Below are 17,090 nucleotides of genomic sequence, written 5' to 3'. Positions count from 1 at the left end.
GATAATTCATTCTCTAAATTATTATTAATTTTCCTTTTGTGATAATTTGATGATGTTCTGATTGGGATGCTTGCATCAATCTCAGCTTGTAATGAAAAAAGAAAATTGCGACCTAGGGATCTATAGTTTTGAATTTCTGTAGAGGTTAAATTTATTGAAAAGTCTCTATAAAGATATGGTCTGGAACTTTGGATACAAAAATAAAATTCTTTGTTTTTTTCTAAAAGTGCCCAATCTTCTGAATAATCTATCAGTTTCATAGTGTTTGGATCATCAGTGGAAATTTTATCAATATGATGCAAAAGTTTTAAACAAGTAATGTATTCACTTAAATAGAATTCCTGGCTAATAATTTGACCTCTTTCATACGTATTTAGCTCCCATTTTTCATCTGATATATTTTTAATAGAAATTGCTAGATCAGCTGAATACCCAAAATAGAAATAGTCTTTTCTTACAGTTTGTAAGCATTTTGACATGGGATATAGAATACGTTGGAGGTCAATAATATTCATATTTTTATGGGTGTTTTTTAGCTCAATAGGCAATGTAAAGTTATTCTACTATAAAATTTGGAATTCGATAGGCTATAAAAAATGCTCAAACTCATCTATTACGTCCCAGAATCACATCTTGAATCTACCAAACTTGCCGTATTTGAAGCAGGTGCAGGTGGTATAGGCAACTATGAACACTGTGCATGGCAAGTTTTAGGTACAGGGCAGTTTAAACCCGTAAAAGGTGCAAATCCGTTTATTGGTGAGCTGGACGCTTTAGAGCAAATTCCAGAATGGCGCGTGGAAACGATAGTGCCTGAGGAGAAGGCGAGTGCAGTCGCGAGGGCGCTAAAGGCGAGTCATCCTTATGAAGAGCCAGCTTTTGAGTTTATTCAAATCTTAGATGTGAATTTTTAATAACAAGATTGGATACGCGAAAAGTCATCCGCAATTGTTTGAGTCAGGACTTGATGTGATAAAAATGTTTCTGCGAGGTATTTAATACTAGCTGGAGTTTGTCGAGTTTTGCGGATGAAAATGGTTTTGCCTACTTTTCCCGAAAGAAAAGTAGGTCGAACCGAAGGTTAGTTCTGGAATAAGAACTGACTTGGAAAGATTCCATAAAGAATATTGTTAAACCTTCTGAATAAATAAATCACGGTCAAAACGATACTGCGGAAAGAACACACCATCTACAGCACGTTCACCTGCACCAATCACCATCACTGGATATTGCTGACTATTTAAACCTAAAATTTTATTGACCAAAGGCTCATCAAAACCTTCCATCATACAGCTGTCAAAACCGTAGGCACGCAAAGCCAATACTAAATTCTCACATGCTAAAGCAGTCGTTTTGCTTGCCCAAAGTTTTGCATCCGCTGGGTTAAATGCAGTCACAGGCAGTTGCTTATCAAGAGTACGTGCAACTTTGAAAGCGACTTTCTTAAAGTTACCTAGTGAATTAAAGTAACCAGTCTTATAGTTATAGGGAATGAACTTGTAATACTTCTGCACAGCAGCAGGCGCTTCAGGAAAAGGAAACTCAGAAATATTACGTTTCGCCATTTCATCTACACGGTCAGTACGCGCAACACATACAATCAGCTCTGCTGCAGTTTTTGCTGCCAACTGGCCTAAACACGCTTTTACCAGCTGTTTCTTTTTTGTAGGGTTTTGTACGACATAAAAAGTCCAAGGCTGTAAATTTGATGAGTTTGGCGCAAGCAGAGCAAGATCTAGGCAATCATCTAAAACGTCGCTTGGAATAGCCTTGTCAGTAAATTTGCGCACAGAGCGGCGGCTTTGAACAACTTTTTTAAAGTTGTCGATATCTATGCCTTCTGGTGCAGGTTCAAAGTAGCGTTTCTTTTCAATGCGCTGAGATGCAGTCATACAGGGTAGTCCATAATTGCTTTATAAAAATATAAATGGGGGCAGCAATAAAAAACCACCCAAAGTCCTGGATGGTTTCTGTAAATAAATATGCTGTTCAATGATTAATTGAATTGAGAAAAATCTGGTTTACGCTTTTGCATAAAGGCAGCCACAGCTTCCATCATTTCAGGAGAACCGACACGGCTCATAAAGATTTCAGCTTCATGGTCAATCCATGCCACGATTTCATCTACATTATGTTTCATTAATGCTTTTGATTGAACCAAAGATGCTAATGGCAGTGCAGCCAGCTGAGCAGCTTTTTTGGCAGCTGCAGCATAAACGTCATCTTCAATGCTGTTGACTAAGTTTGCTGAAACAGCAGTTTCACTATTAAATTTTTGAGCAGTTAACAGTAATTCAGCAGCCTTGTGATAGCCTGCCTGTTCAACTAAGAGTTTGCTCGATGCACCTTCAGGTGATAGGCCAAGACTGACAAATGGAATTTGGAATAGTGCTGTGTTATCGCTATACACTAAATCGCAGTGCAGAAGAATGGTTACACCAATACCGATAGCGACACCGCGGACAGCGGCGATTAACGGTTTGGAAAATTTAGCAGCAGATTTCAGCAGAACGAACGGAGCACCTTCAGATGCTGGAGCTTGACCTTTTTGCGCAGCAGACTTCATAAAGTCTTGCATATCATTGCCGGCACTGAAGTCCGCATCTTCACCGCGCAGAATTACGGTACGTACTGTTTTGTCCTGATCTGCTTCATCCAGCGCTTTTGCAATCCAAAGATAGAGCTCGCTATACAGTGCATTTTTTGCCTGAGGGCGATTAATGGCTAAGGTCAGTACGCCATTGTCCAAATTCGCATTCAAATGTTCATGAGGTTGTTGAATACAGCTTAGTGTCATCGTACTATCCTTGCGTTAAAATAGGTTTTGATTTTATGCCCGACATTATGTCGCATATTTCTGCCAGCGGCACAACTGCTCAGTTCATAAAAAGTTTGATTTGATATGAAATATACATTTGATTATTTGGTTTTTATCGGGCGTTTTCAGCCTTTTCATTTGGCTCATATGCAAACGATAAAAATTGCGCTAGAACAGAGTCAGCATGTGCTTTTGGCATTGGGCTCGGCGCAAAATGAACGCAATATCAAAAATCCGTTTTTAGCAGCTGAGCGCGAACAAATGATTCTGTCGAATTTTTCGAAAGAAGATCAAGCTCGGATTAAATTCGTGCATGTGATTGATGTTTATAATGATGAAAAATGGCAGAAACTGGTCAAATCTCTAGTTGCTGAAATTACCCAGTCTGAAGACCGTATTGGTTTAATTGGCCATTTTAAAGATGATTCATCCTATTATTTAAAGTTTTTTCCAGAATGGCCATTGGTAGAGCTGGACAGCCTCAAGGGCGCGATGTCTGCAACCCCTATACGTGAAGCCTATTACCGCGGTGAAATTGATGAGCAGGCCTTTCCTGCTGGAACAGTCAATTTTTTACAAAACTTTCAAAATAAGGCGGTTTATCAACAATTGCAGGACAAATATTTGACGGAAGACAAAACAAATATATAAAGAAACTATCTAAACCAGCCTTAAGTCTTCTGATTAAATATGGAAGGTCTTAAGTGCTCTATATGCTCATGATGATATGAGTGAATGATGGTTTTCATGAATAAAAAATCTATGTACAGCGCAGCAGTGATGCTGGGTTTGAGTACAGTAAGTTTTTGCGGTGCTGCTTCAGCAGCAGTTTGGACGCTAACCCCGCAAAGCCAAATCAGTTTTAAGATTAAGTCGCTCGGACTGTCACAGGTTAAAGGGGACTTTCATCATTTTCAGTCTAAGCTGCGCTTTGATCCAGAGGCTCCCAATAAAGGCCGCGTTGAATTGCAGCTTGAGGCCAGCAGTGTGACATTCAGCAGTCCTGAACTTAAAAACTTGATTTTAGGCAGTGACTATTTTTTTGTAGAAAAATATAAAAAAGTTAAATTTATCAGTACGTCTATTCAGGCCCAAGCCTATCAGCATTACAGTGTAAAAGGGAACTTGACCATACGGGGCGTCACTCAGCCTGTCGTATTTGATACGAAACTGATACCGAATGCAGAAAACCCCAAATTAATGGATGTTCATTCCAAAGCAGTGATAAACCGTACTGCCTTTGGCATGAAAAAATCATTAGGCGGTGTTGGTGAGAAGGTTCATATTGAACTGAAAGGGCAGTGGAATAAGCAATAGCCAGCGCGTTAATACTGCCCCTTTTTTATGTTCGCGGTTTTTAAAATCAGTATTGATTCATCTGGATGGCGGCTTGCTGGGTTAGTACTTGTGTAAGTTTTTGCAGCTGTACTGATTGCTGTTTCCAGTGATGCCAATACAAATGCATATCTGTGCGAAGCTCAGGTAAAATTTCAATTAATGTTCCATCTTTTAAATAGGGCATGCTTTGATAATCTGGCAGCATGCCATAGCCCAAACTGCTGCAAATTGCTTGCGCAAATATATGTGATGACGGAATAAAATGATGCGGATAACTGCTTTGCTGCAGGCCAAAATGTTTGAGCAGAATATCGCCATGAAACTGATCTTTTCGGTTGTAAATCACAGCAGGCGCTTTGCGTAAGGCTTCTCGATACACGCCTTGCGGAAACCATTGCTGAGCAAATTGAGGCGTGCATACCATGCGGTAATGCATTGAGCCTAGAGGGGCTGCGATACAGCCTTTCATGGCTTTTTCTTCAGTTGAAATACATGCGCTGACTAAGCCTGCCTCCAGTAAATGGTGAGTTTGAGTTTGATCATCAATTTGTAAATGCAGGCAAATAGATTCTTCTAATACTGTTTGCTGCAACAGCGGAACCAGCCATGTTGCAAGTGAGTCATCATTTGTTGCAATGTTTAGCTGATAAAATCCGGCATGATCTGTCTGGCCTTGCAGGTTTTGTATAAATTGCTGTTCCAGCAAACGGCTATGCTGTAAATGCTGCATCAGCGCCAAACCTGCAGGTGTGGTTCGGCATGGCCTTTCCCTTACAAGCAGCATTTGTCCTAAGTTCTTTTCAAGACTTTGAATACGCAAAGTCACTGCAGACGCTGTAATGTGCAGATGTTCAGCCGCGGCATCAAAGCTTCCAGTCTCTGCAACAGCAAGAAATGCTTCACATTGTTTATGATTCAGCATACTTTCCATTCCATTCGTATGTAACTAATAAAAATTTAGTTAAATTAATATTTTCTAAATAATACTTAATTTTCTTCAAAAAGTCAGATAATCATTTCAGATAAATTTGAAATGATGTGAATAATGCTGAATACATATTTACAAGGCCTGCTGGTGGGGCTGAGCTTAATTGTTGCAATAGGCGCTCAAAATGCATTTGTGCTGAAACAGGGGCTGAAACGCAGACATGTATTTTGGGTTTGCTTGGTTTGCGCACTTTCAGATGCTGTGCTGATTTTATTTGGGGTAATGGGCTTCTCAGCGGTACTGCTGCATTATCCGCAAATTATTCAGTTTGCAAAATGGGGCGGAGCATTGTTCTTATTCTTCTATGGCGTACAGCATGCTGTTCAGGCATGGAAAAATCAGTCGGTTATGACGCTCGATACAGTTAATGAAAGCAGTTTGCTCAAGGTGGTGCTGATTGCTTTAGCACTCACGTGGCTAAACCCGCATGTATATTTAGATACGGTTATTTTATTGGGTTCCATCTCAACAAAATTTAGCCAGCCAGAGTATTTTGCCTTTGGAGCAATCAGTGCATCACTATTATTCTTTTTTAGTTTGGGTTATGGCGCTCGCGCGCTGCTGCCGTTATTTCAAAGTGCCCGCGCATGGCGGATATTAGATGCAATCATTGCGCTCATTATGTGGGGCGTTGCCATTTCACTGCTGTATACAGTGTAAAGAGCGGTGATATAAAAAATCAGCCCCTATTAGGGCTGATTTTTTAGCAGAGTATAAAGAGAGGGCTTAGGCTTGAAGGGCTTTGACATCTTCTAAAACTTGTTCTGCATGGCCTGCTGCTTTAACTTTACGGTATTCTTTAACCAGCTTGCCATTATGAAAAATAAAAGTTGAGCGCTCAATGCCCATGACTTTTTTACCGTACATATTTTTTTCTTTAATTACATCAAAATGATTGCACAGGACTTCTTCTTTATCACTGATCAAATTAATGGTCAGGTTCTGCTTTTCTGTAAAGTTCTGATGCGCTTTTACAGAGTCGCGGGAAACGCCGATCACCGTTGTATTTATGGCATCAAACTGATCTTTCAGGCAAGAAAAGCCGACGGCTTGTGTTGTACAGCTGGGAGTCGAGTCCTTGGGGTAAAAATATACAATCAGCCATTCAGCTGGAAGCTCAGCAAGGTTGATTTCACCTGCTGTAGCAGGGAATGCCTGATTTGGTAAAGTAATGTCCGACATACAGATTCCTTCAAAATATTGACTAAGGTTCTAATTCAAGCGTTAAGAATGCATAATCATCATGATACAGAATTTCCCCTTGGCGTACAGCGATCGGTTTTTTAAATAGAGGGCCATCCAGTACGGTGGTATGAAATTCACCGCCTTCACCGCAAGGATCAATGCCCCTGCGCTGCAAAGCCTGAATATAGTCTAAGCTGAGCACTTGTCCGAGATCATCTGCTGTCATTCCAAGGGTTAAATTGACTGTCGTCACGATGGTGCGGAATCCATGCCGGATAAACTCCTGAACAACCTCTAAATGCGGCCGCTGCCAAAGCGGCATGTACAGTTCCAGCCCAGCATGCATAGCGACTTTTTCATGCCAGCACTCATGTTCCGGCAGATCTAAATCGCCAGTCACTAAGGCCTGGGCGCCCATTTCTTGCGCTTTGCCAAGCAGTTTTAAAAATTCAGCTTCATAATCTTGCCAGTTGGCGCTTGCAGTGAAAATTGGCAGACCGATCGATTGCGCCTGCGCATAGATAATATCTAAGGGCATTGCATGTGAGCGGGAGCGTAAGCCTTGCTCTTCAAGCATAATGATCAGCCCAAGCGCTTCGCCAGTTTGCAGTGCGGCATACAGCGCTAATGTGCTGTCCTTGCCGCCGCTGTATGAAGCAATGAACTTTTGGCCTTTCAGGGGCGTTCGCCACGATTTTGACATAACATTCCTTAAATTTAATCCATAAAAAAGCCTGCTCAAAGCAGGCTTTTCTACAGCAGCAGTAAATTATTTACCAGCTTGAGCAGATTTCATTGCTTCTTCAGTTAGAGACTTAAGTTTGCCAGTTAACTGAGGGCCGAAACATGTTTGCAAGTCTTTATTTTGTTTTTGAACAAAAGCTAGAGTCGCAGGGCTTTTCTTTTGGTTCACTGCGCTTTGGATTTCCCATTTTTGCGCATTTGTTAAGCGGCCATCAGCTTCTACTGCACATGTACAGTATTTGCTGACTTCAGCTGCAGACAATTTTTTGCCCTTACCAGTTTCTTCTTTACAAACATTAATTAAAGCCGATTTAACGTTAGCGCTTTTATATGCCTGCTGAAGTTTCTCATTGTCGGCATGAGCAGCAGAAGCAAACAATGCAGCAGCTGAGATTGCCGCAGAAAGAATAATGTTTGATGTTAAGTTTTTCATAAATATTACCTTGTTATACCGGTATATAACGTGTCGGGTCAGCAACGTCTGCATCTGCAAAACCTTGCTTACGCAGTCGGCAGCTGTCACATTTGCCGCAAGCACGCCCTTGGTCATCTGCCTGATAGCATGACACTGTCTGACTATAGTCTACGCCATGTTCTAGGCCTAAGCGAATGATATTTGCTTTGGATAAATGTAACAGAGGTGTTTCAAATTTAAGAGGTTTTCCTTCAACACCGACTTTGGTTGCCAAGCGCGCCATGTTGGCAAATGCATCAATAAATTCTGGACGGCAGTCAGGATAACCTGAATAATCAACGGCATTAATACCGATGACAATCGCTTGGGCATCGAAAACTTCGGCAGCGGCTAGCGCATAAGAAAGGAAAATAGTATTACGCGCTGGAACATAAGTTACAGGAATGCCGGATTGTTCATGATCTGGAACATCAATGCTGTGGTCTGTTAAAGCAGAGCCGCCTAAGTTACCTAAATCAATATTAATGACACGATGCTCTATACCAGCCTTCTTTGTCAGTTCACGCGCTGCATCGAGCTCAGTTGTAGAACGCTGGCCATACATAAAGCTTAGAGCTATGCACTCATAACGTGCCTGTGCCCAAGCTAAACATGTTGTTGAGTCTAAACCGCCTGATAATAAAACAATGGCACGAGTGCGCATAGATTTCACTCCAAAAAATTTAAAAATTGAAAGACGCGGGATCAGCGACCAGTTTCGTCATTCCATAGCAGCTTGTGCAGCTGCAATTGGAAGCGAACAGGGAGACGGTCTTCTAAAATCCACTGCGCCAGATCGCGGGCAAGCTGAGGCAAGCGGGCAGCACCTTTTTCTACAGCAAAAGCAGGAGAGAACCAAATGGTGCTGACTAATTCATTCAGCTTATATTGTTCAACTTGCTGTTTTGACCATTCATAATCTTCACGGTTGCAAATCACAAATTTGATTTGATCGTGCTGTGTTAAATGGTCGAGGTTAGAAAGCAAATTTCGTGCAGCTTCACCGGATGTTGGTGTTTTTAAATCTAAAACTTTTGAAACACGCGAATCGACTTTAGATACATCTAAAGCGCCGCTGGTTTCTAATGATACTTCACAGCCTAGATCTGCAAGGCGGGTCATTAACGGAAGTGCATTTGGCTGAGCAAGCGGTTCACCGCCTGTTACGCAAATATAAGGGGTTTTAAAGTCGAGTGTTGTTTGAATAATGCTTTCGAGAGATTGGCGCTCACCGCCCTCAAATGAATAAGTGGTATCACAGTAGGTGCAGCGTAAAGGGCAGCCCGTTAAACGGATAAAGACTGTAGGCAGTCCAGAGGTATTGGCTTCGCCTTGCAATGAATAAAATATCTCCGTGATGCGCAGCCCCGCAGACGGATCAGAAACAGGAATAGCGGAAGATCGGAGCGTACTCATAACAACATTAACCAATTTAAAGAAAGGAGGAGTGCAAAAATAAAAATCTCCACGCTCATTGCTAAGCGTAGAGACCTAAACAACCAATAATTAAATTATTCGTCGCGTAATAAATCGTTCAAGCTTGTTTTAGAGCGAGTTTGAGCATCTACTTTTTTCACAATAATTGCAGCGTAAAGGCTGTAAGTACCGCACTTAGAAGGCAGGCTGCCTGCGACAACTACAGAGCCGGCAGGTACGCGGCCGTAGTGGATTTCGCCAGTAGCGCGGTCATAAATCTTAGTCGATTGACCAATGAATACGCCCATAGAAATGACAGAACCTTCTTCTACAATCACGCCTTCAACAATTTCAGAACGCGCGCCGATGAAGCAGTTGTCTTCAATAATCGTCGGGTTGGCTTGAAGCGGTTCAAGTACGCCGCCGATGCCTACACCGCCAGACAGGTGAACATTTTTACCAATTTGAGCGCATGAACCGACAGTTGCCCATGTATCGACCATTGTGCCTTCATCTACATAAGCGCCAATGTTGACATAAGAAGGCATTAAGATCACGCCTTTTGCCTGGAAAGAACCTTTACGCGCAACAGCAGGAGGTACAACACGTACACCCGCAGCTTTGAACTGTTCTTCAGTCCAGCCTGTAAATTTAGTATCTACTTTGTCGTAAAATTGAAGATCACATGATTCGATAGGTTCGTTGTCATTAATTTTGAACGACAATAACACAGCCTTTTTAACCCATTGATGAACAACCCATGCACCATCGATTTTTTCAGCTACGCGTAATGTACCGTTGTCTAAAGCAGCAATAACTTCCTCTACTGCTGTACGTACTTCAGCAGGGCAGTCTGCTGCAGTGAAATTAGCACGGTCTTCAAACGCTTGTTCAATAATTGTTGAAAGCTGAGACATGATCTTCTTTTTTCCAGAAAAAAAATTTCTCAAGATTTTACACTAAATTGAGTCAAAAATAGATGGAAATTCAATAATAGATTGGAATTAATTGTTAAATTCTTTTATTCATTAAAATGGCTGGCCTATATAGAAAAAAAGAATAATTTATGTAGAAATATCAAAAATAAATATAAATTTGTATCAAAAAGCAACAAAAAATAAGCAAATTTTGAATAAAACGTGACCTGTTAGCAGTTTATAGTGCAGGGCATGGAAACAGCGTAATTTGAAAAATTTAACAACGTTCGTATTTGAGGAGAAACAAAATGACAGCTCTACGTACAACAGTTTTAGCAGTTTCATTATTGGCAGCTGCTGGTACAGCAATGGCAGACAATTCTGTCGTGCATGATGGCTATGCTTTCGATAAAAATCAATTAATCCCAACTGGCGCACGTGTTGAAGTCGGTACGACAGGGTATGGCGGCGCGTTGCTTTGGACCGCAAACCCATATGTAGGTTTAGCTTTGGGCTATAACGGCGGTGATATTTCTTGGTCTGATGATTTATCTGTAGATGGCGTGAAATACGACATGGATATGGATAATAAATTGGCTTACTTGAATGCTGAAGTGCGCCCTTGGGGAGCAAGCTCAAATCCTTGGGCTCAAGGGCTGTATGTAGCGGCGGGTGTTGGCTATGTTGATACTGAATATACGCTCGTTTCTAAAACAGGCAGCGGCACAATTGAAATTGATGGCCAACCTACAGGATTTACGTCTGTAAACGGTACGGTTAATTACGATAATGATATTGCTCCCTATTTAGGTGTTGGTTTTGCTCCAAAACTGAATAAAAATTGGGGCGTATTTGGTGAAGTAGGCGCTTACTACACTGGTAACCCAACCGCAAATCTTCGAGGTACTGGCGGCAGCTTAAGCGATGAAGCTATTTTAGCTGAACATGAACGCCGTGTTGAACAAGATGACAAATATGAGTGGATGCCAGTAGGTAAAGTGGGTGTGAGCTACCACTGGTAAGTTCGAGTATTGTAAAAAAAACAGGCTCCGGCCTGTTTTTTTGTTTAAAGAACAGCAGCGGCTGCGTCTAAAGGGAAATGCAAAGTATGGCATTTATTAGAAGTGATGTGCTAAACGCAGTCCAAAGAGCTGGCTATTATTTTCACTTGTCAAAGATGTTAGAGAAGCAATTTGTGTGCCCTGAGCTGGCGGAGCAGTCGGCGGTTTATTAAATTTTAATGCATAGTAGACCAATATAATGTTGGTATTCGGATTGAAGTTATATTGCACACCAGTGCCTATGCCATAGTAACCATCTGCAGGGTTAAATGTAGATGCAGGATTGTTGGTGCCCGAATCCCATGAAGCCTCAATGAAGTTTCCCCAAGAGGGATTCCATTTGTGTGCGAACCCCAATCTTGCGGACCATTGATCGTCTTCATAACTGATGAGTTTGGTATTTTCTATGCCGCTGAAACGCGGATCTAAAGATGCATAATATATAACAGCATTGAATTGCGGCGGCTGAAGGACGAAATCACTCCAATTCACCCAGCGCAGTCCTCCGTAAATTAAATTTTGAGGACTAATGCCTGTTTGAAATTCTAGATTGGCGGATTGAGGTGTTTCAAAGACAGTATCGGTGCTGTCCGTTAAATGCAGCTGTCCGTTTGAATAGGCAGTAGATTCTGCTGTAGCCAGCTTGTATTTAATTTTTGAGCGGTAAGTGAGGCTTACGCGCATTGCGATTTCAGGAATTTGATAGCTGATGCCAGCCAGCCAGCCGGGGCGGTAGTCTTTATTAAAAATACTGCGGTACCCATTCAGGCCGTCATAATATTGACCTTCTAAAAGTAAATCGCCTTCAAAGCTTTGCAGGTTTAAACCCGTATAAATATTCCAAGCGGAATTGGGCTGGTAGCCAATTAAACCTGTGATGCTGTTGCTTTTAAATTTAATTCTCGCGCGTTCTATAGGAAGGATTGAGCCATCTGGCAGCTGCGGACTGTAGTCATAATGCAAATGAGCCTTGTAGGGCTGTTCAAATAATAGTCCTGCAGAAATTTGCGGCTGGATTTGAAATTTAATTGCGCCGCTATATAAATCATCACGCCCGACCAAATTGCCAGTAGAGAAATCATGGATGCCTAGCTGAGCAATTTCCTGCTGATTTTGTACTTTGCCTTCAATGTCTGAGTGAATTTGGGCATAGCTGATTTCAGCATAATTCGCTGATTCTAAAAAAGCGCGGATATTTTGGTTTGAATGCTCTAATGCCGCCGCCCAGTTTTGTACAGAGATGCTCAGTGGAACTAAAGCAAACAGATAAGCGAATCTCATAAACTGGCCTTGATTATTTTTTGGAGTAGTTTAAGGTCAAAATATTAAAAATAAACAGTTTTAAGATAAAAAAAGAGGCTTAAGCCTCTTTTTTTATCTGATTTTTACAGGTGCTATCAATTAATCTTCAGGATACGCGACACGTTTAAGCGCTTTAATATCGGCATCAGGCGAGCACAATGAGATAAATTCATAACCGTAGCCGCGCAGCAGATGACCCTTACGCACTGCAAGCCAAGTGGTGTTTACACCAAAAATATTTGTTTCAATTTGTTTTAAACGATAGTCGCGTTCATTGTCATATGCAACATTGTTGACAATACCTACGCCCATATTCAGTTCAACATAAGTTTTAATTACGTCGGCATCAAGAGCTGACATCACAATATCGACATCTAAGCCTGCATCATCAAAGGCTTGGTCGATTTTTGAACGCCCCGTAAAGCCGCCGTGATAGGTAATAATTGGATATTGCGCTAAATCTTCAATGCTGATGTTATCTTGATGCGCCAATGGGTGATTTTGCGGTGTAATAATGCTGTGCTGCCAATTGTAATATGGAACACTGGCAAGGTTGTCTTCTGTGGTTAATGACTCAGTTGCAATACCGATGTCCGCTTCGCCCTGAAGCAGCATTTCAGTAATTTCAACAGGGCTGGCTTGCTGCAGAATCAAATGCACTTTTGGAAATTCTTTTTTGAATTGATTCACAATCGGCGGCAAGACATAACGCGCTTGTGTATGTGTGGTTGCAATGGTTAATGTGCCTTCATCAACTCGATTGAAGTCATCTGCGAGGCGTTTAATATTGTCGGCATCAACCAGCATGCGTTCTACAATGCTAAGCAAAGCTTGGCCAGGCTCAGTTAAGCCCAATAGGCGTTTGCCTTTACGAATAAAAAGCTGTACGCCTAACTCATCTTCCAAATCTTTAATGTGTTTGCTGACGCCTGATTGAGAGGTGTAGAGCGCTGCGGAAGCTTCAGTTAAATTAAAGTTTTGTCTAACTGTTTCCCTAATAATTCTCAACTGCTGGAAGTTCATAATTCTAATTACCTCAAAGAGGATGGGGCTTTTAGAGCCCCACCTTTTTCGTCTTAAGCGACTTGATTTTCAAATAGATGTAAAGCAGATGCACTTAACCAAACTGTTTGATTGGGTCTGAATTGGTGCAGCTTTGCTTCATCTGGCGTTAACGTAATTTCAATTAAATTGCCTTGGCGGTCTTGCAGTTCAGCAAGCACTTTTCCAGCAATCCAAATTTCACGCAGGAATGTTGCTTGAATTGCATTATCCTGCGGCTGTGCATGGATACGCAGTTCATCAGGCCGAGCAAAGGCAATGATTGGGCCTTGCGGAGAATTTTGAGCTTGCGGCAGCTGAATGCGGTCTTCACCGATTTGAATAATGCCGTTGTGATTTTGACCTTCGAAACGGTTGGCTTGACCAAGAAAGTCAAAGACAAAAGGCGTAGCCGGTTTTTCATAAACTTCACGCGGCGAACCGATTTGTTCAACATTGCCTTTGTTCATTACCACAATTTGGTCTGCAACTTCTAGCGCTTCTTCTTGGTCGTGGGTCACAAAGATAGACGTGATGTGCAGTTCATCATGCAGTGTCCGCAGCCAGCGGCGCAATTCTTTACGCACTTTTGCATCCAGTGCGCCAAAAGGTTCGTCCAGAAGCAATACGCGCGGTTCAACGGCTAAGGCGCGGGCTAAGGCAATACGCTGACGCTGCCCCCCAGAAAGCTGTGCAGGGTAACGGTCAGCAAGGAAGCCAAGCTGAACCAAATCCAGCAGGCGTGTTACCCGTTTTTTGATGTCTGCTTCAGACGGCCGCGTTGCGCGCGGCCGTACACGTAAACCAAATGCAATATTGTCAAATACGGTCATGTGGCGGAACAAAGCGTAGTGCTGAAATACAAAGCCAACTTCACGTTCACGGACGTGAACATTGGTTGCATCTTCGCCTTCCAAAATGACATTACCGCCGTCTGCAGATTCTAAACCGGCAATAATACGCAGCAAAGTTGTTTTACCGCAGCCAGATGGGCCAAGCAGCGCAACCAATTGACCGTCTGGAAAATCTAGGGAGATATTTTTCAGCGCGTGGAATGCACCAAAGTGTTTTTCAATATTTTTGACTTGAATACTCATGAGGTCATTCCTTAAGAAGCTGTTGAATCATCATTGCGTTTGTCTTGTTTCTCTTGGCGGATTTCGACCCATGTTTTTAAAATGAGGGTCACAATCGCAAGCAATGCCAAAAGGGATGAAACAGCAAAAGCAGCACTGAAGGTATATTCGTTATAAAGGATTTCGACGTGCAGCGGCAAGGTATTGGTTTCACCGCGGATATGGCCGGAAACTACAGACACTGCACCAAATTCACCCATAGCGCGCGCATTACATAGAATCACGCCGTAAATTAAACCCCATTTGATATTTGGCAGGGTCACTTTCCAAAAAGTCTGCCAGCCAGAAGCGCCAAGAACAATAGCAGCCTCTTCTTCTTCAGTGCCTTGAGCTTCCATAAGCGGAATCAGCTCACGGGCAACGAATGGAACGGTAATAAATACAGTGGCTAAAACAATGGCAGGAACGGCATATAAAATTTTAATGTCGTTGTCCATCAGCCAGCCGCCGAACCAGCCTTGCGTACCAAACAGCAGCACCAGCATTAAACCGGCAATCACGGGGGATACCGAAAACGGCATATCAATAATGGTGGTTAAAATAGATTTGCCGCGGAAATTGAATTTAGCAACACACCAAGCAGCCGCGACACCAAAGACCACGTTCATCGGTACGGCAATTGCTGCGGTCAGCAAAGTCAGTTTTACTGCAGATAATGTATCTGGATGCACCAAAGCTTGAAAATAAACACCGACACCTTGTTTAAAAGCTTCAACGAAGACCAAGATCAATGGCAGCATTAGGCAGCTGATAAAGAAAATCATCGCAATGGTAATGAGCAGGCGGCGAACCCAAGTCGGTTCACGTGTTGCATCACGGGATTGCAGTTTTTCAGCCAAAGCATTGCTGTTCACGTTCATCGTGCTGTTCTCCCTGTGCGGCGGCTCGCCCAAGCTTGCACTAAGTTAATCAGGAACAAAATTGCAAAAGAAATCACCAGCATGACAACAGCAATGGTTGTGGCGCCAGCATAATCATATTCTTCTAAGCGTGAAATGATCATTAGCGGGGCAATTTCAGTTTTAAATGGCTGGTTGCCGGCAATGAAAATAACCGAACCGTATTCACCGACACCGCGGGCAAATGCGAGTGCAAAACCAGTGATGAGCGCTGGGAATAAAATAGGTAAAATGACTTTAGTGACAATTTGAAAACGCGTTGCGCCCAGTGCAGAAGCGGCTTCTTCCAGTTCAGTTTCCAAATCGCTGAGGACAGGCTGTACAGTACGGACAACAAAGGGAATACCAATAAAGATCAGCGCTAATGTAATACCAATAGGAGTGTATGCGACTTGAATGCCGATTGGTTCTAAATATTGGCCAATCCAGCCTGTAGGCGCGTATAGCGAGGTCAATGCAATACCGGCAACAGCGGTCGGCAGCGCAAATGGCAAATCGACCAAAGCATCAATAATACGTTTGCCGGGGAAGGTATAACGCACAAGGCACCATGCCAGCAATAAGCCGAACACAACGTTAATTAATGCTGCAATAATAGCGGCAGTGAAGCTTAATTGCAGGGATTTTAAGATACGCTCTGAACTTAAAATTTCCCATAAACCGTCCCAGCCGATACCTAGCGATTTAATGAAAACCGCAGATAAAGGAATCAGTACGATAAGAGACAGATACGCTAGGGTAAAGCCTAGAGACAGACCAAATCCTGGCAGCACTCGGGATCGCTGCGACATGATTACTCCTCAAAGAGAGAATGCTGACTGAAATCAGTCAGAAAAAGGTAAAAGTTACAAATCCGCTCAAGCATAGTTATCGTGATTTAAATTGCAAATTTAAATAAGTACTTGCTTTCATCAGCATTATTGATATGTAAAATGGCCTTTTCTGAAATGAGATAGTCAAAAATTTCAGGAAAAGGTCCATGACCAGATGCAACATTAATATGGCCTGCTTGACCGGCATTGATTGGTTTGATGTTCCATGCTTTCGCAAGCTGCTGCGCGTCATCAAATGCCAGCCAAGGATCATTTTCACTGATGATCATTTGGGCAGGTACGCGAATGTTCAGCTGGTGAAAATAGGCTGCATAATCATTTTGGCTGTCACGGGCAAAGCCTGTATCGCCAAAGCGGGCTGGGTTGGCTGGAGCGACCAGCACTAAATTTTTAATTTTTACATTTAATTCAGGATGCTCTGCCAGCGCCGCAACTGTGGTGAGGCAGCCAAAGCTGTGTGCGACAATTTGGAGATCATCTTGTATCGGGCTGACGGTTTGAACAAATTGCGCAATCCATTCTTTTAAAACAGGATGGTTCCAATCTTTTTGCTGTACACGGGAACATGACATGAGCTGGCGCTGCAGCCAAGACTGCCAGTGATTATGTTCGCTGCCGCCTACACCTGGAACGATTACGGTATGAGTCATGTCATTACTCCTGAGCCAGTTCAGCGCATTATTTTGCGCTGTTCGCCTTTACAATTTGGTCAAAGATGCCGTCATTTTCAAAGTGCGTTTTTTGCACTTTGCCCCAGCCGCCGAATTCTTGATCAATTGTTACCAGTTTTAATGGTTTGAAGGTTTTGCTGTATTGAGCTAGGGTTGCAGCATTGCGCGGGCGGTAAAAGTTTTGTGCAGCAATTTGCTGGCCGCGCGGTGAATACAGGAAGTTTAAGTAGCCTTTGGCTAAATAAAGGCTGCCTTTTTTCTCCGCATTTTTTTCCACAATTGCGACT

General features: G+C 42.5%; 21 protein-coding genes and 1 pseudogene. 5 read left to right on the top strand and 17 right to left on the bottom strand.

The annotated features are described in order from the left end of the window. On the bottom strand, window positions 1–548 hold a 548-nt coding region (locus D7V32_RS15785), incomplete at its 3' end, for a hypothetical protein (RefSeq protein WP_147394232.1). A gap of 48 nt (window positions 549–596) precedes the next feature. Here D7V32_RS15785 and D7V32_RS15780 point away from each other — a divergent pair. Further along, window positions 597–914 carry a Nif3-like dinuclear metal center hexameric protein gene (locus D7V32_RS15780; protein ID WP_120403784.1) on the top strand — a complete coding sequence of 106 codons (318 nt, stop codon included), beginning with the start codon at window positions 597–599 and terminating at the stop codon, window positions 912–914. Between the two features lie 216 nt (window positions 915–1,130). Here D7V32_RS15780 and D7V32_RS15775 read toward each other — a convergent pair whose 3' ends face one another. Both D7V32_RS15775 and D7V32_RS15770 read right to left on the bottom strand, forming a co-directional pair. Continuing rightward, the gene (locus D7V32_RS15775; protein ID WP_120403783.1) at window positions 1,131–1,892 is read right to left on the bottom strand and encodes a nitroreductase family protein; all 762 of its coding nucleotides are present in this window, start codon (window positions 1,890–1,892) and stop codon (window positions 1,131–1,133) included. A gap of 104 nt (window positions 1,893–1,996) precedes the next feature. Beyond that, on the bottom strand, window positions 1,997–2,797 hold the full coding sequence (locus D7V32_RS15770) for an enoyl-CoA hydratase-related protein (RefSeq protein ID WP_120403782.1): 801 nt from the start codon (window positions 2,795–2,797) through the stop codon (window positions 1,997–1,999). 105 nt (window positions 2,798–2,902) lie between these two features. Between D7V32_RS15770 and D7V32_RS15765 the strand changes: the two genes are divergently transcribed. After that, entirely contained in the window at window positions 2,903–3,469 is a 567-nt protein-coding gene (locus D7V32_RS15765; RefSeq protein WP_120403781.1) for a nicotinate-nicotinamide nucleotide adenylyltransferase, read from the top strand. Between the two features lie 96 nt (window positions 3,470–3,565). Further along, the gene (locus D7V32_RS15760; RefSeq protein WP_228200234.1) at window positions 3,566–4,135 is read left to right on the top strand and encodes a YceI family protein; all 570 of its coding nucleotides are present in this window, start codon (window positions 3,566–3,568) and stop codon (window positions 4,133–4,135) included. Between the two features lie 46 nt (window positions 4,136–4,181). Here D7V32_RS15760 and D7V32_RS15755 read toward each other — a convergent pair whose 3' ends face one another. Continuing rightward, entirely contained in the window at window positions 4,182–5,078 is an 897-nt protein-coding gene (locus D7V32_RS15755) for a LysR family transcriptional regulator ArgP (RefSeq protein ID WP_120403780.1), read from the bottom strand. Between the two features lie 123 nt (window positions 5,079–5,201). Here D7V32_RS15755 and D7V32_RS15750 point away from each other — a divergent pair, with 123 nt between their 5' ends. Then, a complete protein-coding gene (locus D7V32_RS15750) occupies window positions 5,202–5,804 on the top strand; it encodes a LysE/ArgO family amino acid transporter (RefSeq protein ID WP_120403779.1) in 603 nt (200 codons plus the stop codon). A 66-nt stretch (window positions 5,805–5,870) separates the two neighbouring features. Here D7V32_RS15750 and D7V32_RS15745 read toward each other — a convergent pair whose 3' ends face one another. From D7V32_RS15745 to dapD, 6 genes are all read right to left on the bottom strand, one after another. Beyond that, complete coding sequence (locus D7V32_RS15745) at window positions 5,871–6,326, bottom strand: peroxiredoxin (RefSeq protein WP_120403778.1); 456 nt, start codon at window positions 6,324–6,326, stop codon at window positions 5,871–5,873. A gap of 22 nt (window positions 6,327–6,348) precedes the next feature. Next, window positions 6,349–7,032, bottom strand: coding sequence for a Dph6-related ATP pyrophosphatase (locus D7V32_RS15740; protein ID WP_120403777.1), 684 nt, complete (start codon window positions 7,030–7,032; stop codon window positions 6,349–6,351). Between the two features lie 66 nt (window positions 7,033–7,098). Beyond that, window positions 7,099–7,506 (bottom strand): hypothetical protein, encoded by a 408-nt coding sequence (locus D7V32_RS15735; protein ID WP_120403776.1) that lies wholly within the window; start codon window positions 7,504–7,506, stop codon window positions 7,099–7,101. A 13-nt stretch (window positions 7,507–7,519) separates the two neighbouring features. Next, window positions 7,520–8,191 (bottom strand): 7-cyano-7-deazaguanine synthase QueC, encoded by a 672-nt coding sequence (gene queC / locus D7V32_RS15730; RefSeq protein ID WP_120403775.1) that lies wholly within the window; start codon window positions 8,189–8,191, stop codon window positions 7,520–7,522. Window positions 8,192–8,232: 41 nt separating this feature from the next. Continuing rightward, the gene (gene queE, locus D7V32_RS15725; protein WP_120403774.1) at window positions 8,233–8,943 is read right to left on the bottom strand and encodes a 7-carboxy-7-deazaguanine synthase QueE; all 711 of its coding nucleotides are present in this window, start codon (window positions 8,941–8,943) and stop codon (window positions 8,233–8,235) included. A gap of 95 nt (window positions 8,944–9,038) precedes the next feature. After that, window positions 9,039–9,860 (bottom strand): 2,3,4,5-tetrahydropyridine-2,6-dicarboxylate N-succinyltransferase, encoded by an 822-nt coding sequence (dapD, locus tag D7V32_RS15720; protein WP_120403773.1) that lies wholly within the window; start codon window positions 9,858–9,860, stop codon window positions 9,039–9,041. A 308-nt stretch (window positions 9,861–10,168) separates the two neighbouring features. Here dapD and carO point away from each other — a divergent pair, with 308 nt between their 5' ends. Then, window positions 10,169–10,882 carry an ornithine uptake porin CarO gene (gene carO / locus D7V32_RS15715; protein ID WP_120403772.1) on the top strand — a complete coding sequence of 238 codons (714 nt, stop codon included), beginning with the start codon at window positions 10,169–10,171 and terminating at the stop codon, window positions 10,880–10,882. A gap of 96 nt (window positions 10,883–10,978) precedes the next feature. On the opposite strand, the gene D7V32_RS15710 is transcribed toward carO, so the two are convergent. The 7 genes and pseudogenes from D7V32_RS15710 to D7V32_RS15680 all read right to left on the bottom strand — a co-directional run. Then, window positions 10,979–12,202, bottom strand: coding sequence for an OmpP1/FadL family transporter (locus D7V32_RS15710; RefSeq protein WP_120403771.1), 1,224 nt, complete (start codon window positions 12,200–12,202; stop codon window positions 10,979–10,981). 120 nt (window positions 12,203–12,322) lie between these two features. Further along, complete coding sequence (locus D7V32_RS15705; RefSeq protein WP_120403770.1) at window positions 12,323–13,246, bottom strand: CysB family HTH-type transcriptional regulator; 924 nt, start codon at window positions 13,244–13,246, stop codon at window positions 12,323–12,325. Between the two features lie 53 nt (window positions 13,247–13,299). Continuing rightward, window positions 13,300–14,361: a sulfate/molybdate ABC transporter ATP-binding protein gene (locus D7V32_RS15700; RefSeq protein WP_120403769.1), complete on the bottom strand. Its 1,062-nt coding sequence runs from the start codon at window positions 14,359–14,361 to the stop codon at window positions 13,300–13,302. Between the two features lie 11 nt (window positions 14,362–14,372). Then, window positions 14,373–15,260, bottom strand: a complete 888-nt coding sequence (gene cysW / locus D7V32_RS15695) for a sulfate ABC transporter permease subunit CysW (protein WP_120403768.1) — start codon at window positions 15,258–15,260, stop codon at window positions 14,373–14,375. Next, window positions 15,257–16,090, bottom strand: coding sequence for a sulfate ABC transporter permease subunit CysT (gene cysT / locus D7V32_RS15690; protein ID WP_120403767.1), 834 nt, complete (start codon window positions 16,088–16,090; stop codon window positions 15,257–15,259). Before cysT ends, cysW begins: the two co-directional genes overlap by 4 nt. An 86-nt stretch (window positions 16,091–16,176) precedes the next feature. Next, a complete protein-coding gene (locus D7V32_RS15685) occupies window positions 16,177–16,782 on the bottom strand; it encodes an RBBP9/YdeN family alpha/beta hydrolase (RefSeq protein ID WP_120403766.1) in 606 nt (201 codons plus the stop codon). Window positions 16,783–16,810: 28 nt separating this feature from the next. Beyond that, window positions 16,811–17,090, bottom strand: a pseudogene (locus D7V32_RS15680) (sulfate ABC transporter substrate-binding protein); the annotation flags it as partial.

This window comes from Acinetobacter tianfuensis (genome assembly GCF_003611465.1).
GTDB classification, from domain to species: domain Bacteria; phylum Pseudomonadota; class Gammaproteobacteria; order Pseudomonadales; family Moraxellaceae; genus Acinetobacter; species Acinetobacter tianfuensis.
This window is presented reverse-complemented; position numbering and strand designations above follow the sequence as displayed.